The sequence below is a fragment of the Winogradskyella echinorum genome, assembly GCF_014297365.1.
Classification (GTDB): domain Bacteria; phylum Bacteroidota; class Bacteroidia; order Flavobacteriales; family Flavobacteriaceae; genus Winogradskyella; species Winogradskyella echinorum.
The window spans coordinates 706,619-728,398 of the sequence record NZ_JACOQD010000001.1; the positions used below are offsets into that span (position 1 = coordinate 706,619).

The window sequence follows — 21,780 nt, forward strand, 5'->3', positions numbered from 1 at the left end:
AGTAGTTTCTTTAAGGTTAATAATTAGAACAATTTATTTGCAATATCTCTTAAAACATTTGCTGCAAATTCTGCTGTAATATCTCGCTGTGGACTTCCAAACATTTCATAACCTACCATAAATTTCTTAACTGTTGCACTTCTCAATAATGGTGGGTAAAAACTCATGTGCCAATGCCAATGTTTATTAGAGCTTTCATTTGTCGGTGCTTGATGAATACCGCTAGAGTATGGAAAAGAGCAATTAAATAATTTATCGTAAACTCTTGTAATAACTGAAATAGCTTCTGCAAATAAAATAGTCTCCGAAATTGGTATCTGATAAATATCTGTTTGATGCATTTTAGGAATAATCATTGCCTCATAAGGCCATATTGCCCAAAATGGAACCAAAACAACAAAAGCTCTGTTTTCAAAAATAATACGCTCTTTTTGTTTTAATTCTTGTTTTAAATAATCTCCAAGTAATGAGTTCTTCTCTTTACTAAAGTAACTATATTGACTTTTATCTTTTTTTACCACCTCATTTGGCAAAGAGCTTTGACTCCATATCTGACCATGTGGATGAGGATTACTACAACCCATAACTTCTCCTTTATTCTCAAATATCTGCACATAATTAATGCCTTCTTCTTTACCTAAATTTTTATATTCTTGCTGCCAAGCATAGATTACCTTTTCTATCTCTTTAATAGACATTTGGGCTAAACTCTTAGAGTGATCTGGACTAAAACAAACCACTTTACAAATACCGCTTTCAGTCTCAGCCATAAGAAGTCCTTGGTCTAATTTAAAGTCTTCAGTATTTTTAGTTAGAGCAGCAAAATCATTTTTAAAAATGAATACATCTTCGTAATTAGGATTTACTTCCCCATTGGCACGTGTATTACCTGCACATAGGTAGCAATTTAAATCGTGAGTTGGTCTTTCTGCCTTTGGCAATTCTTCTTCTTGTCCTTGCCAAGGACGTTTGGTTCTATGCGGTGATACTAAAACCCATTCATTAGTTAATATATTAAAACGCTTATGTGATAAATTTTGTAAATAGTCTTCCATGCTAGTTTTATTTTATAACTCTTGTACCATCGCCAAGCTTAACTTTATAAATACTACAATCTTTATTAAATTTCTCTTTGTATCTGGTTGAAACTTTTGTTTTAAAATCTTGTAAATCTTTCTTTAAAACCAGGTTAATAGTACAACCACCAAAGCCACCTCCCATCATTCTAGATCCAATAACTGAGTCATTTTCTTTTGCTGTTTCTACCAAAAAATCTAACTCAACACAGCTTATATCATACATTTTACTTTGTCCTATATGTGACTGAAAAAGTATTTCACCTACACTTTTTATATCATTATCCTTTAAAGCATTTTTACATGCAACTACTCTTTCATTTTCCTGAAGAACATACAAACCTTTTTTATAATCTGATTCTGAAATTTTAGCTTTTAAAGTATTTAACTCTTCAATAGAAACCGCTCTAAGTGATGGCTTATTGAGGAGCTTAATTATTTTCTGGCAAACAGCATATCTATCATTATAACCACTTTCGGCTAAAGCATGTTTTACATTACTATTAACTAGAATAACTTCATAATCCGTAAGATGTACAGGAACCAATTCAGAATTTAACGTTTTACAATCTAAAAATATAGCATGGCCTTGTTTTCCAAACATACTCGCATATTGATCCATGATACCACAATTTACACCTACGTAATTATGTTCTGCTTTTTGAGATATATGTATGAGTTCTCTTTTACTTAATCCTAAATTAAAGAGCTCATTACAACCAAGCGCTAAGCTATTTTCTAATGCAGCTGAGGAAGATAAGCCAGATCCTACAGGAATGTTACCTGCAAAAACACAATTAAAGTTAGTAAATTCTTTTCCTTTTTTCAGAATTTCAGCTATTACTCCTATAATGTAATTTTTCCAAGTATTCTCTTTTATTTTTTTTAGATTTTTAAGGTTAAGTATCAACTCTTCATGCATATCAATAGAGATAACTTTAGAATAATTATTATCACTTTTCTCAATAGCTAATACTATACCTTTATCAATTGCCGCAGGAAACACAAAGCCATTGTTATAATCGGTATGCTCACCTATTAGATTAATTCTTCCTGGAGAAAATATCATCAATGGGTTTGTGTTAAACTCTGATATAAAGCTCTTCTCTACTTTATTTATTAGTTTTTTACTCATACTTAAGCAAAATAAATATAAACTCCAATTACTATTATACAGATTAGGACACCTACTTGTTTTACATACTTCCAAGGTGTAATATCTACTTGCTCAGTATATTTGTGAACAAAGACTTCTTTTCTAGGTTTCAACTTCCCTATAAATAGCATTATTGCTACGTTAAGTAGAAATAAAATTGCCATAACATCTAAGAAATGAGGATAAGCTTGAGCTTTTATTAACGCTATAGATGCAGCGTCAGTAACTCCCGATGCTTTAGCATTTTCTATTGCTTTATCTATAAAATAAGGTTGTAGTATAAACTGACTAAGAATATATAATAAACACCCTGAAACTAAACCTATTTTAGCTGCAATTGCTGGTACACGTTTAGTTAAATAACCAACTACAATAATAGTTAAGATAGGAATACTATAGATGCCATTTATTTCTTGTAGGTAATCAAACAAACTGCCTGCGTTAGCTATTAATGGTGCAATAAACATTGCAGCAATTGCCAAAATAATACCAAAGAGTTTACCATACTTAACTACAGTTTTTTCATCAGCATTTTTATTAATGTGCTGTTTGTAGACATCAATTCCAAATAACGTCACCGAGCTATTTAAAACACTATTAAAAGAACTTAATATGGCACCAAATAATACGGCTGCAAAGAAACCAACCCAAGCACTAGGAAGTACTTTATTTACTAACATTGGATATGCGCTATCTGCCGTTTCTAAATTTCCTTGAAATAAATGAAAAGCGATTAAGCCTGGCAAAACAACTATAACTGGACCTAATATTTTTATAAAAGAAGCCAATAATAATCCTTTTTGACCTTCTTTTAAATTTTTAGCACCAAGTGCTCTTTGAATAATTTGTTGGTTAGTTCCCCAATAAAATAATTGTACCAACATCATCCCTGTAAAAATGGTATAAAACGGAACAGGATCTGTTGCTCCTCCCATAGATTTAAATTTCTCTGGGTTTTCTGTTGTTAAGGTAGAAAGCCCATCTAAGAGATTACCATCACCAATCATCATTAAACCAAAAACGGGAATTAAAACTCCTCCAACTAATAACCCAATTGCATTAATAGAATCTGAAATAGCTACAGCTTTCAAACCCCCAAAAACAGCATAAATAGATCCAATAATACCAATTCCCCATACACAAATCCAAATAGATTGGGTATGCGAAACTCCCAATAACTCTGGTATATTAAACATACCACTAATTGCTAAAGAACCCGAATATAAAATCACTGGAAGTAACACAACTACATAACCAGATAGAAACAAAACTGAGGTTAATGTTTTTGTAGTAACATCAAATCGTTTTGCTAAAAACCCAGGTACAGTAGTTAATCCACCCTTTAAATATCTAGGTAATAAAAAGATTGCTGTTACAACCATAGCTATTGCCGCTAAAGTTTCCCAAACCATTACAGACAACCCACTTTGGTAAGCAGACCCATTTAGGCCAACTATTTGCTCTGTAGATAAATTGGTCAGCAATAAAGATCCAGCTATTACTCCAGCTGTTAAACTACGACCTCCAAGAAAATATCCATCGGTAGAAGACTCTTCTGTTTTTCTTGTTTTTATATAAGAAATAATTGCAACTATTACTGTAAATCCGATAAATGTTAAGAACTGCATAGTTTAGTTATTTAAGGTATTAGTTATAATTTTAATTTGCCATTCGATGCTATAATCATCGTTAGAGCAAATAATTTGTTTTCCAATGTTATTATTAAAACTATCCGAAACACCAGTCATAGGCTCAATTGCTATTCTATCTGATAAATCTGGTGTATATATTTGAAGAAAGTTATGTTCCGCAGAGGACTCTAACTGAAGTTGATAATTAGGTGTTATAAATTTTACCAAATCCGATTGCAAAACATAGGCGTCATCAAACTTTCGATTCTTTAAAAGCATTGGCATTTCTTCTTTTAAATCTTCTTTACCAATTACAATTCCTTGTTTATTAGACTTATAATTCGCATTGCTACTAAACGATAATTTACTATTAAACAAATTTGAACTTAAGAAATACGGATGCCATCCTAGGGTAAACGGAAATGATTTATCATCATCATTTTTAATGGTTATTTTTAATAAAAGACTTTCTTCCTTTAAAGTGTATTTTACAGTTATACTATATTTAAACGGAAATCCTTCACAACCATCTTTTTCAATATATCTAAGAGTTATGCTACAAAAATCAGTACTAATATCCTTATCAATAACTTTAAAATATTTGTTATAAACTAATCCATGTATAGCATTTTTATTCGCCTCTTCATTACAAACTAACTTATACTTACTATTATTAAAAACATATTCTCCATGCTTTATCCTATTAGCAAATGGAAAAAGAATGGCCGATGCATAATCTTTTTTGTAATTTGATGGAGTACCACTAATAACCTTTATACTGTTTACAAGCAATTTAGTTATACGACCACCTTCATTCAAACAAACTCTAGCCGTAGTACTAGAATCGCGATTACTTAAAACCACATAATCTAACTCCGTATTTTCTTCTACTATCTTATACACAACCTATAGTGATTTTCTAATTACAATCTCGTTTGGATTCTCTAGTTGAGCAAACTTTTCTTTTAAAATCATTTTAGCCATTCGTTGTCCCATTAAAGCAAAGTTTGTTGATATTGTGGTAATTCCACCTTCTACAATTTCCTTTAAGAGCGAATCATTATATGCTATTATACCAACATCTTTTCCAACTATTAAATTTTCAATCTGAACTTTCTTTATTAATACTATTAAGCTCCGATCATCTAAAACAAAATAAACATCACCTTTTTTTGGAACACAGTTATCCAAACCAAAAACTTCTTGATTTTTAATAGAACTAAATTCGAAAAATTGCCTATAGCCATCTAGTATTCCTTTGGGTTGATACGATTTAGGGTGAACAAAAATAACTTTGGTATAATTTTTTAATTTAGGTTCTAAAACCTTTAAACCATCATGTACATTCTTTTCAAAATTTTGAAAAACACAAGCATATTCCTTTAATGTTGTATTGGTTTGGTCTAAAACAAACACTTTGTCTTTAGGCAATTCTTTAATTACATTAATAGCATTAGTAAAATTTGCTGGCATAATAACATAGTAGTTATAATTACCAATATTATCATTAACAAGCTTTCTAAAAACTGCTTCGTTAAAATGATGAAAGAAAATATCTACCTGAAAATTTGCACCAAAAGCATTTAAAAAAGCATTATACAAATCTTCCTTAAAAGCATTCAACTCATCAAAAAGCAAAAACACTTTCTTGGTTATCTTAATATCTTCGCTCTTTATATAATATCCTTTGCCTGTAACCGCTTCAACAATCCCTCTTTTTTTTAACTCACCAAAAGCCATAAAAACAGTATCTCTAGAAAGTGAAAACTTATTCTTAATACTATTTACTGAGGGCAGTTTATCACCTTTTTTTAAAGTACCTTCTTCTAAACCAATTTCTACAGATTGAATTATTTGCTTATACTTAGGAATACCTAACTTATTATCAATATTAATTATACCCATTAAACAAATATATATAAAAACTGGTAGGTACTGGTAGGTGTCAGTAAAATTATTTATTAAATTAGCAAAAAAACATAGTCTATTATGATAAATTCTAAATTCAGAATGCACAAAATTGCTAGCTTAATAATAACAGTGTTAATTATTTCGTCTATATACGCATGCACAGGTAGTAATTCTGACAATAATAATGAAGCAGAAACACCAATATCATTTTACTTTGGTGCAGATTTATCTTATGTAAACGAAATGGAAGATTGTGGTGCCATATACAAAAATAGAGCTGGTAACGTACAAGACACGTATGCTATTTTTAAAAACGAAGGTGCTAATCTTGTTCGTTTACGGCTTTGGCATAATCCTACTTGGACCAATTACTCTAACCTACAAGATGTAAAAAAATCAATACAGCGTGCAAAGAATCAAGGTATGCATATTCTTTTAGACTTTCATTATTCAGATACATGGACAGATCCTTCTAAACAACAAATACCAGCAGCTTGGATTAACCAAATAGATAATACCGAAGCGTTAGGAAATTTACTTTACAACTACACATACAATACATTGTTAGAATTGTCTAATGAAGGATTGTCTCCAAATATTGTACAAGTTGGTAATGAAATTAATCCAATGATTTTACAAGACGGTGATTTGGTCTGGCCAATTGATTGGGCTCGAAATTCTCATTTAATAAATAAAGGTATAGAAGCGGTTAGAACCATTGCTGAAGATAAAAATGAAACCATTGAGGTGATGCTCCATATAGCACAACCAGAAAATGGACTTTGGTGGTTTGAGCAAGCTACACAGAACGGTGTTACAGATTTTGATTGGATAGGCTTATCGTATTATCCAATTTGGTCTGATTATTCTTTAAATGAAGTACAAACACCACTCACAACACTTATCAATACATACAACAAAAAGTTAATGATTGTAGAAACGGCCTATCCTTTTACGATGGATAATGCGGACAGCGCAAATAATATATTAGGAAACGATGCTCTTGTTGATGGTTATCCTGCTTCACAACAAGGACAATTAGATTACCTAAATCAACTTAAATTAGTCATAGAAAATGCTGGTGGTCAAGGTCTAGTGTATTGGGAACCAGCTTGGGTTTCTACAGATTGTTCTACACTATGGGCGCAAGGCTCTCATTGGGATAATGCTACTCTTTTTGATAATAACAACCAAGCAAACCTTGGTATACAATTTTATAATGCTTCACTAAATGACTAAATATCATCTTAATTCACTTTTAGTTTTTATTTTTCTTATCTGTGGAGCATTTTTATCTGAGGCTCAAACCAGAGAAGTTATTACTTTGAAAAAAGGTTGGAAATTTAGTAAAGGAAATCACCCTGAAGCTATAACTTCTAATTTCAATACCTCTAATTGGGAAACTGTAACCGTTCCTCACGATTGGGCAATTAAAGGACCTTTTGATAAAGAAGTAGATATTCAGAAAGTCGCAATTGAGCAAAATGGTGAAAAAGTGGCTACCGAAAAGACAGGTAGAACTGGTGCACTTCCTTATATTGGTGAGGCTTGGTATAGAAATGAATTTTCAATTTCAAACTTCAATAAAGATAAAAAAGTATTGATTCTTTTTGAAGGTGCCATGAGCGAGCCAGAAGTATTCTTAAATGGTAAGAAAGTTGGAGAGTGGAAATATGGATACAGCTATTTTTATTTCGACATTACAAATTATATAAACGACACAAACATAAATACTTTAGCGGTAAAACTGACTAACGTTGGGTTATCCTCACGATGGTATCCAGGAGCAGGTTTGTACAGAAAAGTTCAGGTTATTGTAAAAGATAAATCTAACATTAAGCATTGGGGAACTTTTATTACTACGCCTATTATAACAAAAGACTTAGCTAAGGTTAATATTAAAACTAAAGTTTCAGGAGAGAATTTAAAATTAGTAACTACTATTTTTAATTCTGAGGGAAAGATAATTACTTCTAATGAAACTGATGCTTTATTCAACAATGAATTTGAACAAAATTTAGCCGTAAAAAATCCTAAACTATGGAGTCCGGAAACGCCGTACTTATACACAGCAGTTTCAAAATTATACGTTAATGGTAAATTAACAGATGAAGTATCTAAACGCTTTGGTATTCGCAGTATAAATTATGATCAAAAAACAGGTTTTAGTCTAAATGGTGAAGTACGCAAATTTAAAGGTGTTTGTTTACATCATGACCTAGGACCAATTGGTACAGCTGTAAATAAATCTGCTTTACGCAGACAATTACGGATCTTAAAAGATATGGGTTGTGATGCCATAAGAAGTTCACATAATATGCCTTCCATAGAACAATTAGAATTGTGTGATGAAATGGGTTTTATGTTTTTAGCAGAAAGTTTTGACGAATGGGCAAAACCAAAAGTAAAGAATGGTTACAACCGTTTTTTTAATGAATATGCAGAAAAAGACGTGGTTAATTTAGTGCATGCAACACGAAATCATCCATCAATTGTCATGTGGAGTTCTGGTAATGAAGTGCCAGATCAATGGGGCACTGAAGGTGTAAAACGTGCCAAATGGTTACAAGATATTTTTCACAGAGAAGATCCTACTAGACCTGTTACTGTTGGTATGGATCAGGTAAAAGCCACTATTGAGTCTGGGTTTGGAGCACTATTAGATGTTCCTGGGCTTAACTACCGTGTACACCTATACGAAGAGGCTTATGAAAAATTTCCGCAAGGTTTTCTATTAGGTTCAGAAACAGCTTCAACTGTTAGCTCACGTGGTATTTACAAATTTCCTGTAGAAAAGGCTAGTATGAAGACTTATGATGATTTTCAATCATCGTCCTATGATTTGGAATATTGTAGTTGGTCTAATTTACCAGATGATGATTTTGTATTACAAGATGATAAACCTTGGGTTATTGGTGAGTTTGTCTGGACAGGCTTTGACTATCTCGGAGAACCAACACCATATGATGAAGTTTGGCCATCGCGTAGCTCTTACTTCGGAATTAATGACTTAGCAGGTTTACCAAAAGATCGTTACTACTTATACCGAAGTCGTTGGAATACAACTGATGAAACGCTACACCTATTGCCACATTGGAATTGGGAAGGACGGGAAGGAGAAATCACACCAGTATTTGTTTATACAAGTTATGACAGTGCAGAATTATTTTTAAATGGTAAAAGCTTAGGAATTCAAAAGAAAACTAACCATACACCTCAAAACCGTTATCGCTTAATGTGGATGGACGTAAAATACGAACCAGGAATATTAAAAGTTGTTGCACTAGATGACGATGGAAATCCTGTTGCAGAAAAAGAAGTAAAAACTGCAGGGAAACCTCATAAAATCTTGTTAGACTCTGATGTTAAAACCATAAAAGCGAATGGTGAAGATTTAGCTTACGTCACAGTTTCTGTAGTTGATAAAAATGGAATACCATGTCCGACTGCAACCAATCAACTCAACTTTAAAGTAAAAGGAAATGGCGAATTTAAAGCAGCCTGTAATGGAGATGCCACCTCATTAGAATTATTTCATTTACCGACTATGAAATTATTTAGTGGTAAATTAGTCGTCCTTGTAGAATCCACTGAAGAAGCTGGCGAAATAGAACTAAAAGTTACAGGGAAAGGCTTAAAAACAGGTAAAATATCATTAAAAACAGTTCATTAAATTTATCATTTTCACAATGTATAAACTCACTAAAACAAAAATTGAAAATCTTAGATTATCTCGATATAGAAAACACAATACACCTCAATATAGAATGACCATGACATCTTCTTCAAAAGAATATTTTTTACAATTTTATACAACTAATCTGCCAAATTTAATTGCGATAGAACCCATAACAGGGATTTGCGATAGTTTTAATAATGTAATCGGCTTACAAATCCTTGAACCCCTGAGGAGTTTCAATACTGATTGGGATCTCGTCATTAATAGTCTACAAAGTACATAATCGAGTTAAGTAAAATGCTAATTGAGAACTTCCTTTTTTACAAAACACTTTCATTTTACGTGTTATATACTTAAAAAGATTACTGTCACTTTTCTTTAGGTCATCAATATTATATAATGAGAATGGCAAAGTTTGCCAAACGGTTGGGTTATGATTTATATTTTTCATCTTTATATTCTAATATGTAATTAATATATCTATTGCAAATTTCTATAGAAATATCTAATTAGAGTATTACTGATTTACCATATATGTATGTTAGATTATCGCAGTTAATACAAAAGATTTGATTATACTACTTTGGATTAAAACTCTCGTTGTCAATTAGTTTATTAAAAACAAAAAAGACTTTAATATAACATTAAAGTCTTTAATTTTTATTGTACAGGCGGAGAGACTCGAACTCTCACACCTCGCGGCACTAGATCCTAAGTCTAGCGTGTCTACCAATTCCACCACGCCTGCAAATAAGGACTGCAAAGATAAACAATAGTTTGAATATTCAAACAGTAAATAATTAAGAAATTTATCCTTTATGTTTTTCTTACTTTTGTTATAAATCAAACACATAATATGCAATCTATACAATCTTACATTAACGATAATAAAGACCGCTTTTTAAACGAGCTTATAGAATTATTAAAAATTCCTTCTATTAGCGCCGATTCTGCATACAAAGGTGATGTCTTAAAAACTGCTGAAGTTATTAAAATAAGTCTCGAAAATGCGGGTTGCGACCATGTAGAAATTTGTAAAACCGATGGTTACCCTATTGTATATGGTGAAAAAATTATAGACAAAAATCTACCTACTGTTTTAGTTTATGGGCATTATGATGTACAACCACCAGACCCTTTAGACTTATGGAATTCACCACCATTTGAGCCTGTGATTCAAAAAACGGAACTTCATCCAGAAGGTGCTATTTTTGCTCGTGGAGCTTGTGATGACAAAGGGCAAATGTATATGCATGTTAAGGCTTTAGAATATATGACTTCTAACAATGAATTGCCTTGCAACGTAAAATTTATGATTGAAGGTGAAGAGGAAGTTGGTAGTGCCAATTTAGGCATCTTTGTAGCTAACAACAGAGAGAAATTAGCTAATGATGTCATTCTAATCTCTGATACTGGCATGATCGCTAAAGATGTGCCATCAATAACGACAGGATTAAGAGGACTGAGTTATGTTGAAGTTGAAGTAACAGGTCCAAACAGAGATCTACATTCAGGTTTATATGGTGGAGCTGTGGCCAACCCAATTAATGTATTAACCAAAATGATTGCGTCGCTTCACGATGAAAATAATCATATTACCATTCCTGGTTTTTATGATAAAGTTGAAAACCTATCTGATGCAGAACGTGCAGAAATGGCAAAAGCACCATTTTCATTAGAGGCTTATAAAAAATCTTTAGATATTGATGCCGTTTATGGTGAAGAAGGTTACACAACCAATGAGCGAAATTCAATTAGACCAACACTAGATGTCAACGGAATTTGGGGAGGTTACATAGGTGAAGGTGCAAAAACGGTCATTGCAAGTCAAGCATTTGCCAAAATATCGATGCGTTTGGTACCACATCAAGATTGGGAAGAGATTACAGAATTATTTAAAACTCATTTTGAAAGTATTGCTCCTAAAGGAGTTACCGTTAAAGTAAAACCACATCATGGAGGACAAGGTTATGTAACACCAATTGATAGTGTTGGTTATAAAGCGGCTTCTAAAGCTTATGAGCAAACCTTTGGAAAAACACCAATTCCGCAACGCAGTGGAGGAAGTATTCCTATTGTTTCACTTTTTGAAAAAGAATTAAAAAGCAAAACTATACTGATGGGCTTTGGTTTAGATAGCGATGCTATTCACTCACCAAACGAACATTTTGGAGTGTGGAACTACCTAAAAGGCATTGAGACTATTCCTTGGTTTTATAAATATTTTACAGAGTTAAAAAAATAGATGTTACTTAGCCAAGAATTCAAAGACGCCTGGAGCTTCAAAAGCAAATTAGCTTTTAGATTTATATTCTGTTATCTTATTCTGTACATTTTCCTAATGTTTTTAGCTGGTCTTTTTGAAGGGCTATTTCGCTGGATTGGCATACATATTCTTAATATAACTTATGATTTTGAAGTCAGTGGCTTTGGGAGTGGAGATAATTCTTATGCTTATATCACTCTATTTGTAAATGTATTTACTGCAATTGTTGCTACTCTCATTTGGTCTATTTTAGGTAAAAAACAACTAAGTTATAACAAGTTATTCTATTGGTTTATAGTCGTTTTAAGAGTATTCTTAATCGGAGCAATGTTACTATATGGGTTTGTAAAAGTCTTTCAAATTCAATTTCGTAGTCCTTCATTGATACGTCTTCTTCAACCTTTGGGCGAATTTTCTCCAATGGGTTTAGCATGGACCTACATGGGATATTCTAAAGGTTTTGGAATGTTTGCTGGTCTTTTGGAAATTATAGGAGGATTACTTTTAATCCCAAGACGGACCACAACTTTAGGTTCATTTATTATTATTGGAGTAATGTTGCAAGTTGCCATGATGAATATGATGTTTGACATTCCTGTTAAGCTCTTTTCTATACATCTTATTTTAATGGCTTTTGTAATATTTATGACGGATATAAGGCGTTTTTCGTCTGTTTTTATTAAAAATAAAGCAACTGAAAGTTATAACTACTACCATCCTATTACATCAGATAGTTACCATAAAACAATTGATAAATTAAAAAAAATCCTTGTTCCTATAATCTTAATTACGGCATGTATTTTAGGTTATTTAGGAGAACTAAATGTTAGTGACAAAAATCATAAACCTCATCTTTATGGCATTTGGGAAACCGAAATATTCATTAAAAATAAAGACACCATAAAACCATTACTTACTGCTACTGAAAGATGGCGTTATTTGGTAATAGAAAATAAAAGAAAAGCTATAATAAGAACTATAGACGACAAAATCTTACACTACAATTTTAAAGCAGATACAACAAAACAGACTATTTCAATGTATCTAGAAGGGAGGGAAATTGATAGTTTTAATATCAATTATATTTACAAAAACAATAATTTTCTAAAATTGAGAGGACACCTAGTTAGTGATACTATTGAAGTGATACTCAAAAAGAAAAATCTTGAAGATTTTCCTTTAAAATCAAGAGGTTTTCATTGGATTAATGAACGACCTTTTAATCACTAAAGCCATCTTATATCAATAAATTTAAACCTCTACACTTGTAGAATTCAAATTTTAATTCTACATTTGTAGAGTTAATTCTAAATCTGTAGAATATGGAGTTGTCTAAAACCGAAGAACAATTAATGCAATACCTCTGGAAGCTCGACAAAGCTTTTATGAAAGATTTGCTAGAAATTTACCCAGAACCAAAACCTGCCACAACAACTGTTGCAACACTACTAAAACGCATGATTGGCAAAGGGTTTGTAGATTATAAAACCTACGGAAAATCTAGAGAATACTATCCCTTAGTTAAAAAAGAAGATTATTTCTCTAAACATGTAAACGGCCTCATTAAAACCTTTTTTAATGACAGTGCATCACAGTTTGCATCTTTCTTTACGCGTAAAACAGACTTGAGTAAAGAAGAGTTAGAAGCCCTGAAAAAAATAATTGATACCGAAATTAAAAACAAGTAGATATGGAAACGTACTTATTTAAATTTTCGGCATGTTTAGCAGTATTTTGGTTAGTGTATGTTCTGTTTTTAGAGCGTCAAAACATGCATCGTTTTAAGCGCTTTTACTTGCTATCTGCAGTGGTTTTAGCCTTAATTATTCCGGCATTGACTATTACCCGTTATATAGAACCTGTTGTTACAGAATTTGAAATGTCACAAATGTATCTGCCTATGGAATCTTCTTTTGTAGAAATGCCACAGGAAGAGCCTCCTTTTATGGATTTAGAAACGATACTTTGGATGCTTTATGGATTTGGTGTCTTGTTATTTACCATTCGTTTTGCACTAAATTTATTCAAAATGTATAAGCGCATTTCTAATAATGAAACTATAACAAAGCGTTCATTTATTTACGTTTTGCTCGAGGAGTGTCGTATTCCGCATTCTTTCTTTAAGTATATTTTCTTTAATAAATCGACTTATAAAACAGATAGCATACCAAGAGAAGTACAGCTTCATGAAGAAACGCACGCCAAACAGTTACATAGCTTAGACATTATCGTTATTGAATTGCTTCAAATTGTGTTTTGGTTTCATCCTCTTATCTACATTTTGAAACATCATATTAAGTTAAATCATGAGTTTTTGGCAGATCAGGCAGTTTTAAATCAAGGCTCTGATACTAAAACCTATCAAAATATATTATTACAATTTTCATCAAGTACTCAAGATTACCAATTATCGAGTGCTATTAATTATTCATCCATCAAAAAACGATTTACAGTTATGAAAACAAACACATCAAAAACCAGAATTTGGTTAAGCAGTTTATTGCTGCTTCCAATAATTGCTATTCTTTTTTACGTTTTTGCTGAAAAGGAATATGTTGAAAAAGAGAATTCGGATATTGTTTCAGCCATTAAAGAGGAATTAAAAGAAGCAGATAACCTTAATATGTTATATATTAATGAAGCTACTGAGTCTAATCAATTTTTAGTCACAGTAGAAAAAAATGGCAACACAATACAACTTAGGTGTGAAAACGGATGCAGATGGAGTCATTTGATACTAGAACCTAGCTCAGAACCATATATTATAAATGATTTTGGTTTTTCAAACGGGCAGACTTTGGAGACAGATAAATTTACGTTTTCAATTCAATCCAATAATAATGGCGTAGAACTAAGCGGCATTAAGGGAACTGCATGGATAGACCTTGCTTTTTCTTTGCCTGAGAATCAAAAACAAGCAATCAACTATAAGGGTATGACCAATACTACATCCATACAGTTTGAAGAAATTGAAAATAATCTAGAAAAAAGGGCCGAAGAAAACTATTACACAAAACAATTTTTTAAAGTAAAAAATAAAAATGGTCAATATGTTAAAAAAAGATTTAATGAATTAAACTATCAAGACAAAATAAAATGGGTTTATGTAGATCCAATTCCATATACAAGAATTGATGTTACAAAATCTCATTTTGAAGAAGCTAAAAACTCTAAAAAATACATCATTAAAGTCGATGGTAATTATATTTCAAGAGACGACCTAAAAGAATTTAAAGCTTCGGACTTTATTACATTTTCTTACACACCAATTTCAGAACTAGCAAAAATGAAAGAAGAGTCTGTTCTCAATCTAGTAACTAAAAATGCATATGACTTCTTCCTCAATTTAATGATAGAACAGTATCGTAAAATTTCAGAAGATTATGAAAACAAATTAAGTCTACTTGAAAATAGAAGAAAAGAAAAAACTATGGAGATAGTAAGTACTTACGAATTTCTTTCATATAATTACAAGCGATTTCCACTAGAAATAATTCAGAAACACAATCTTAAGTCTCCTACTCCGATTTCAACTGATGTTATCAAAAAAACACATCAATCTTATTTAGAAATACCTATTTTATATATTGATAAAGACAAAAATTTATTTCTAAATAATAAACCAACATCTATAGAAACAATTCAGAAAGACTTTAATGATATTACAAAATTTAAAAAGTCTGAAATAATATTGGAAGCTGATGGAAGACAAATCCACAAAAACTTCTTAGACAAGATTATGAATGCTATTGGCGAAAACTTAGCTAATCTTAATGTGGATAACGGACAAGTATTAATATTTGATCCTGATGATTTTAAACCAGAAGAATCAAAACAACAAAAAGCTACAAAAAAACAAGTTGCAGAATATAACGCATGGGCTAAGAAAATAAATGTTGCTATAAAAAAAGCTAAAGCAAATAAATCTTATGCGTATCCTATTATTAAACAGAAAAATGCAGAACGCTATATAAATATCTATAAGAACCTAATGACAGATGAGCAACGCAAAAATGCAGAGCCTTTTCCACAGATTCCTCCACCTCCTCCACCTCCTCCACCAGCACCTAACAAATCAAAAGGAGGTCCTAACGCTCAAGAAATTCAACCAATAGAAATCTTTATTGATAAAAACAATCAAATTAAATTGAATGGAAGGACAACCACAGTTAGCGACATTAATAATGAGGTTAAGAAACTGAACCAGCATTTAGCAAAAGATGATCATAGAAAATATGTAATGGCATCGATTATATTAGAAAAAAATACAAGCTTAGATATTGCAAAAACTATTCAAAAGAAACTTAGAGAGGTAGAAATTTGGAATAGCTCTATGTCTTACAATGAAAATATGGCAAAATCAAATCTTTCTTCAAAACATTTCAGTTTATATTCAGGGTTATCGCTAGAAGAAGCTAAAGCTAAAGAAAAGAAAATTATCAATGAACCAATAAAAATTGACACCTCAAAAAACAGTCCGTGGAAAATAAAAACAGGTGATGTCTCTTATCAATATATTGATGATAATGACGAAACAACTTTAGGTCAAATTCCTCCATCACCGCCGACGCCGCCAGCACCTAAAAAACAACAATTAAAAGAGAAAACTGTCAAAGGCTATCCTGCAAAAAATAATAAAGAAGAAAACAAATATCCAGCGCCAAGTAAACCCGACGACTTAGAACCCATAACTGTCAAAGGCTTTCCAAGTAAATCAGAATCTACTCTAGATTTTGTTATTAGAATGGCAAAAGCCAATGCTAAATTCTTTAATGAGGGAAAATCAATCTCATCTGATGAAGCTATTGCATTAATAAAGAAAAACAACAAACTCAATATCAACGCAAACGAAAAGGGAACCGATGGCAAACCTTTAGTTTATATATCCAAAAGACCAATTCATATTGGTGTTAAAGGGAAAGTTGGAGAGCCGTTTTCTCAAAAACAAAAGAACATACTTCCAATTATTAATGGAAAAAAGATTAAAACTGGGAAATTGAGTATGAAATTAGACGATATTAAAAATCTAAAACTCACATTACCAAGTAAAGAAATTATTAGTTTCAAATTTAAAATTCCAGGAATCAAAACTCAGCACATAACTGGTAACACTATTACAGATGAGACTATAAAAAATCTTTCTAATGTTAAAACCGGAGATTATATAACCTTGTTTGACATTAAATACAAGGGTGACTCTAAAATTTCACCTTTAGTTATTGAAATAATAGATTGATCTTTCTGTCTTAAAAAATAAAAGCCTCTTTTTTAAGAGGCTTTTTTCGTTAAAAATGTAACAAAACACAACATTTAGCGTTCTAATAGACAATCAATCAAAAATCAAACTTCTTATGTTAAAGCAATTCTTCATCCTTTGTTCTGGTGCAGATACTGATATTTTAGACGACTGTTCTATTGGCGAACAGAACAAATATGCAGGTATTGGTGCTACTGTTTTCTTTACTGCTCTTATGGCAACTATTGCAGCCAGTTATGCACTTTATACCGTTTTCGACAATCTGTATTCTTCTATATTTTTCGGACTAATTTGGGGTTTACTCATTTTTAATTTAGACCGTTATATTGTTTCTACCATTAAGAAAAGAGATAATGTTATAGACGAAATTCTTCAAGCCACTCCAAGAATTTTCTTAGCCATTATCATTGCGGTTGTCATTTCTAAACCTTTAGAACTTAAGATTTTTGAAAAAGAAATTAATCAAGTTTTATTAGAGCAAAAAAATGAATTAACCTTAGCGAATCAAAACCAAATCGCTGAACAGTTTAACCCAGAAATTGCTGAGTTAGAAAGCCAGATTTTAGGTTTACAGTCTCAAATTGATACTAAGGAAACTGAAGTTAATGCCTTATACGATACTTACATTTCTGAGGCAGAAGGTACAGCTGGGACAAAACTTTTAGGTAAAGGCCCTGTTTACAAAGAAAAACGCGACAAGCACGATGCTGGTTTTGCCGAATTACAACAATTAAAAACGGATAACAAAGCTAAAATAGCTGCGATAGAAGCTCAAATTGCTTCGCTTCAAGGTGATTACACAGCCAATGTTGCAGAATCACAACCTATTATTGATAATTTTGATGGTTTAATGGCTAGAGTTACTGCTTTAGGAGAATTACCTTGGTTACCGTCGTTCTTTATTTTTCTGCTGTTTTTAGCGATTGAAACTTCACCTATCATTGCAAAATTATTATCACCAAAGGGTGAATTTGATTTTAAATTAGAAGACCAAGAAACCGCTATAAAAGCCTGGACAACACAACAGGTTGCAGAGCGCAAATTGCTTGTAAAAACTGATAACGATATCAATAATAAAGTTTATAATGAAATCGCTGATGAAGAAGAGGTAATGAACTACAAGCGCAAAAAAGCGAGAGAATTAATGCAACACCAGGCAGATGCTTTTTTAAAGAAGCAGAAGGGAATACTTTAATTTTAAGTTCTTACTTTTAGGTTGAAATTAAAATTCAACCGTATGAGACTTATTTATACTACCATAATTGCTTTATTATTTGTAAGCTGCATCAGTGTAAAAGCAGATGTTACTACTGAACAAAATAGCAAAACAACATCTAGTATTGCAGACGCAGAAGCAGGCATTCGATTGGTAATGAAAGCACAAGAAACTGCATGGAACAATCACGACTTAGAAGGCTTTATGCAAGGCTATTGGAAAAGCGACTCTCTTAAATTTTACGGTAGCAATGGACTCACTAAAGGTTGGCAAAACACTTTAGATAATTATAAAAAAGGGTATCCTACAAAAGCAGAAAGCGGTACACTTAATTTTGTGATTAATGATGTTTCCAAAATTGAAGGAGATAATTACTGGGTAATGGGAGAATATCATTTAAAACGCGAGGTTGGAGATGCAGATGGTGTCTTCATTATTATCTTTAAGAAGCTACATGGTGAATGGAAAATCGTTGCAGATATGTCTTGCTAGATTATTCTACAACTAAAGCAAAATAAACTAAAAAAAGTGCCTCAAGATATCTATCTATCACCATAGATACCTTGAAAACACTTTATAAAAATATTTAATGGATTAATTTATGCAGCAACAATTGTATTGGTTGCAACAACAATTTCTTCTGTTTCTTGTACTGGCTCTTCAGATTTAAAATGCTCGTAAAGTTCTTTGCATCCAAATCCTATAATAGATAATCGCTTTGATTTGGTAATAGATTCATTATGAAGTCTGGCTAAAGCCATTACACCTGCTCTATCTATACTTTCTACACGCTCTATATCCAATAATATCTCATCTAATTTATCGAAAATATTAGCGAAATGCGAATTGAATGTTTTCAGGTTCATCTTATTAAGAGTTCCTTTAATTTGAAAACGATTGTTGTAGTTTGTAATTTGTAAATCCATAATAAATAGTGTTAAAAACGTTCATACTAATTCAGGGCTATTAATCAGTAATTCGGGTGCTATTATTTAGAGGGATGACCTCAATATCTAACATATCATTGAGTGATACACATAAAATCGATAAAGGGTAATATAGATTAGATTATACGAAAAAGTCTGTTTTTTTTTTCGATAAACAACACATTTTTAAAGCTATATAAAATTACAAAAGGTAATACAAGAACTATGCAAATGAGCTTTTATAATGTCTAAAAACTTAGGTGTTAATTATTATATAAATAGGACCAAACTAGATGGTTAAATAAAAAGAATTTTACTTTTGAAGTATAAATTATATGAGTATTATACATTAGATTAAAACAAATGAAATACAGTTATAAAGTTATAATCATGATAATCTTAGCTTCTATCACCATTTATGGGTTAGTAACAGGTCGCTACTTGTTTTTAGTATTTATGATTCCGCTAAGCTTCAACTTTTTTAATAAGAAGAATTAAGATTAAGTTTTCTTAACGTATTGAGTAATGATTACAATTAGTTGACCATCAACCTTACCTTCAATATATTCCGCATTTTCGTGGTCTAATCTTATATTTCTAACTGCGGTTCCTTGTTTGGCTACCATACTAGAACCTTTTACTTTAAGATCCTTAATCAGTACTACGGAATCACCATGTTCTAAAACGACACCATTAACATCTCTATGGACTAACTTGTTTTCATCATCTTCACCATCTCCAGATGCTTTTGCTAATTCTAAAACATCGTCCTCCATATACATCATGCCTAGTAAATCTTGTGTCCAATCTGCCTTAATTCTATTAAGCATCCTCCATGCCATAATTTTTACAGCATCATGCTCACTCCACATACTATCGTTTAAGCAGCGCCAATGATTTGGATCAATGAGATCTGCATTATTCATCTGTTCAATACACGTTTTAGATGCATATAATGCTGTTTTTAATCCGTTTTCTTTTACATCTGGAATAATGTATACAGATAAGTTTTCTTCACTTCCGCTAAGCTCACATTTAGAGCCACTACGTTGCTTTAATTCTCTTTCTAATGACATAATAAAAATAGTATACTACAAATGTAAAATTAATTAAGACTTTTAATCAATTTTTAAGAAAGGCTTTCACAATTGCATTAAACTAAATTATATAAATACTTCTAGTAGTTTTGCGCTTTTAGACTTAAACGCTACTGAATCTGTATTTGCAGGTACTAAAATGGTTTCTCCCATAGTTAAAGTTTCCGTTAGATTATTAACTGTTACTTCTGCTGTACCTTCAACACACATAAAAATCACAAAAGAATCTAAAGATTTATAATCTCTTTTTTGAATTGAATTAACTTCAAAAATATTTGTAGTAAAAAAATCACAATCAACTAAGTTACTTGTACTATTTGCCTCTAATTTATAATTACTCTTTCCATTAGACGCAAATAATTTGGTCGCTTTTATGGCAGCTTCTGTATGTAATTCTCTGTGAGCACCTGTTGTATCAGTTCTATCCCAATCGTACACGCGATAAGTAATATCACTTGTCTGTTGAATTTCTGCTGCTAAAACACCTGCACCAATAGCATGTATTTTCCCAGCTGGTATAAAATAACTATCACCTTGTTCTACTTGTTCTGTATTAAAAATAGCACCAACATTTGATGCATTAATATTTCCTAACACATGTTTATCTAAGTCATTATCTTTTAAACCCAATACAATTTCGGCACCTTCATCACTATCCATTATATACCACATTTCAGTTTTTCCGAAAGAATTGTGCTGTGCTTTTGCCATTTCATCATCTGGATGTACTTGTACAGATAAATTGGTTTTAGCATCCAAAAATTTGATTAATAATGGAAATTCTTCTCCAAAGGTGTCAGTATTCTTTTTTCCTAAAAAATCACTTTTATGGGATTTAATAAGGTCATTTAAGGACGCTCCTTTGTAAGGTCCGTTGGCAACTACAGAAATATTGTCTTCTACACCAGAGATTTCCCAGCTTTCGCCAACATTTTTTAAATTGGTTTTTTTATTTAAAATCTTAGAAAGTTTTTCACCTCCCCAAATTTTTTCTTTTAATATAGGCGCGAATTTTATTGGATATGCTTTCATGCTATTTGTTTAAATATTTCTTTGAAATTGAAGATTTATAAAATGGTTATCTTCTATAATTTTTTTTAAATAATCTAGTAGTGAGTAGATGCTCTGAAACAAGGTTTGCTTCTTTTTTAATGAGCTAATTTTAAAATTTAATATAGCGTTTTGATTTTCTGTTATTAGCTCAATTAAACCATTTAACCCATGTTCCTTGATATTTAAATTATTAACCGAGACATAGCCTAAATACTTTAAGTTGAATTCATTAAACATAAATCTTGCACCTGCTTTTACCGCTGCCATGTCTGACTTAAATTTTCTCACATTAACTACAGAGACATTATTACACTCATCTCTTACATCCCGCAATAAATCATAAGTATTATCTCTACTATCATTGTTAACCAGACAGAACTCTATATTTGAAATCTGTTTAATTTGTTCAATAAAATAAGTAGTGTCCATTTCTTTTTCATTGTTATGAAATACTATAATAATACCTGTTTTCATGATGTAGGGATTTGGGATTTGGGATTTAGTAAAATGTT

Annotated in this window: 19 protein-coding genes and 1 tRNA gene; 9 read left to right on the top strand and 11 right to left on the bottom strand. The window is 31.6% G+C overall.

The genetic code is table 11. The features are described 5' to 3' along the window. Positions 1-23: 23 nt before the first annotated feature. The 5 genes from H8K90_RS03040 to H8K90_RS03060 are packed head-to-tail and all read right to left on the bottom strand — an operon-like array spanning position 24 to position 5,768. Positions 24-1,055: a UDP-glucose--hexose-1-phosphate uridylyltransferase gene (locus H8K90_RS03040; RefSeq protein ID WP_186844458.1), complete on the bottom strand. Its 1,032-nt coding sequence runs from the start codon at positions 1,053-1,055 to the stop codon at positions 24-26. Between the two features lie 7 nt (positions 1,056-1,062). Continuing rightward, a complete protein-coding gene (galK, locus tag H8K90_RS03045; RefSeq protein WP_186844459.1) occupies positions 1,063-2,211 on the bottom strand; it encodes a galactokinase in 1,149 nt (382 codons plus the stop codon). 2 nt (positions 2,212-2,213) lie between these two features. Continuing rightward, a complete protein-coding gene (locus H8K90_RS03050) occupies positions 2,214-3,860 on the bottom strand; it encodes a solute:sodium symporter family transporter (protein ID WP_186844460.1) in 1,647 nt (548 codons plus the stop codon). 3 nt (positions 3,861-3,863) lie between these two features. Next, positions 3,864-4,766: an aldose 1-epimerase gene (locus H8K90_RS03055; RefSeq protein ID WP_186844461.1), complete on the bottom strand. Its 903-nt coding sequence runs from the start codon at positions 4,764-4,766 to the stop codon at positions 3,864-3,866. A 3-nt stretch (positions 4,767-4,769) separates the two neighbouring features. Further along, positions 4,770-5,768: a GntR family transcriptional regulator gene (locus H8K90_RS03060; protein WP_186844462.1), complete on the bottom strand. Its 999-nt coding sequence runs from the start codon at positions 5,766-5,768 to the stop codon at positions 4,770-4,772. Positions 5,769-5,852: 84 nt separating this feature from the next. Between H8K90_RS03060 and H8K90_RS03065 the strand changes: the two genes are divergently transcribed. From H8K90_RS03065 to H8K90_RS03075, 3 genes are read left to right on the top strand one after another with little or no spacing between them, the layout of a single operon-like run. Then, a complete protein-coding gene (locus tag H8K90_RS03065) occupies positions 5,853-7,013 on the top strand; it encodes a glycoside hydrolase family 53 protein (RefSeq protein WP_222611304.1) in 1,161 nt (386 codons plus the stop codon). Continuing rightward, positions 7,006-9,447 (top strand): DUF4982 domain-containing protein, encoded by a 2,442-nt coding sequence (locus tag H8K90_RS03070; protein WP_186844463.1) that lies wholly within the window; start codon positions 7,006-7,008, stop codon positions 9,445-9,447. Before H8K90_RS03065 ends, H8K90_RS03070 begins: the two co-directional genes overlap by 8 nt. Positions 9,448-9,463: 16 nt before the next feature. Then, entirely contained in the window at positions 9,464-9,736 is a 273-nt protein-coding gene (locus H8K90_RS03075) for a hypothetical protein (RefSeq protein ID WP_186844464.1), read from the top strand. Here the strand turns inward: H8K90_RS03075 and H8K90_RS03080 are convergent. Both H8K90_RS03080 and H8K90_RS03085 read right to left on the bottom strand, forming a co-directional pair. Further along, the gene (locus tag H8K90_RS03080) at positions 9,722-9,904 is read right to left on the bottom strand and encodes a hypothetical protein (RefSeq protein WP_186844465.1); all 183 of its coding nucleotides are present in this window, start codon (positions 9,902-9,904) and stop codon (positions 9,722-9,724) included. The genes H8K90_RS03075 and H8K90_RS03080 overlap by 15 nt on opposite strands. Before the next feature lie 215 nt (positions 9,905-10,119). After that, positions 10,120-10,201 (bottom strand) — tRNA-Leu (locus H8K90_RS03085). Positions 10,202-10,309: 108 nt separating this feature from the next. Between H8K90_RS03085 and H8K90_RS03090 the strand changes: the two genes are divergently transcribed. From H8K90_RS03090 to H8K90_RS03115, 6 genes are all read left to right on the top strand, one after another. After that, positions 10,310-11,698: a dipeptidase gene (locus H8K90_RS03090; protein ID WP_186844466.1), complete on the top strand. Its 1,389-nt coding sequence runs from the start codon at positions 10,310-10,312 to the stop codon at positions 11,696-11,698. Between the two features lie 96 nt (positions 11,699-11,794). Continuing rightward, positions 11,795-12,949, top strand: coding sequence for a hypothetical protein (locus tag H8K90_RS03095; protein ID WP_186844467.1), 1,155 nt, complete (start codon positions 11,795-11,797; stop codon positions 12,947-12,949). A 92-nt stretch (positions 12,950-13,041) separates the two neighbouring features. Next, positions 13,042-13,407: a BlaI/MecI/CopY family transcriptional regulator gene (locus tag H8K90_RS03100; protein WP_186844468.1), complete on the top strand. Its 366-nt coding sequence runs from the start codon at positions 13,042-13,044 to the stop codon at positions 13,405-13,407. Positions 13,408-13,409: 2 nt separating this feature from the next. Then, positions 13,410-16,955: a M56 family metallopeptidase gene (locus H8K90_RS03105; protein WP_186844469.1), complete on the top strand. Its 3,546-nt coding sequence runs from the start codon at positions 13,410-13,412 to the stop codon at positions 16,953-16,955. Between the two features lie 115 nt (positions 16,956-17,070). After that, positions 17,071-18,171, top strand: coding sequence for a DUF4407 domain-containing protein (locus H8K90_RS03110; RefSeq protein WP_186844470.1), 1,101 nt, complete (start codon positions 17,071-17,073; stop codon positions 18,169-18,171). Between the two features lie 42 nt (positions 18,172-18,213). Next, positions 18,214-18,684 (top strand): YybH family protein, encoded by a 471-nt coding sequence (locus tag H8K90_RS03115; protein WP_186844471.1) that lies wholly within the window; start codon positions 18,214-18,216, stop codon positions 18,682-18,684. 107 nt (positions 18,685-18,791) lie between these two features. Here H8K90_RS03115 and H8K90_RS03120 read toward each other — a convergent pair whose 3' ends face one another. The 4 genes from H8K90_RS03120 to H8K90_RS03135 form a co-directional block, all read right to left on the bottom strand. Continuing rightward, a complete protein-coding gene (locus tag H8K90_RS03120; RefSeq protein ID WP_186844472.1) occupies positions 18,792-19,118 on the bottom strand; it encodes a hypothetical protein in 327 nt (108 codons plus the stop codon). Between the two features lie 500 nt (positions 19,119-19,618). Then, on the bottom strand, positions 19,619-20,194 hold the full coding sequence (locus tag H8K90_RS03125; RefSeq protein WP_186844473.1) for a PhnA domain-containing protein: 576 nt from the start codon (positions 20,192-20,194) through the stop codon (positions 19,619-19,621). Positions 20,195-20,281: 87 nt separating this feature from the next. Then, positions 20,282-21,247 carry a type I phosphomannose isomerase catalytic subunit gene (locus tag H8K90_RS03130; protein ID WP_186844474.1) on the bottom strand — a complete coding sequence of 322 codons (966 nt, stop codon included), beginning with the start codon at positions 21,245-21,247 and terminating at the stop codon, positions 20,282-20,284. A 9-nt stretch (positions 21,248-21,256) separates the two neighbouring features. After that, positions 21,257-21,742 carry a glycosyltransferase gene (locus H8K90_RS03135; RefSeq protein ID WP_186844475.1) on the bottom strand — a complete coding sequence of 162 codons (486 nt, stop codon included), beginning with the start codon at positions 21,740-21,742 and terminating at the stop codon, positions 21,257-21,259. Positions 21,743-21,780: the final 38 nt, after the last annotated feature.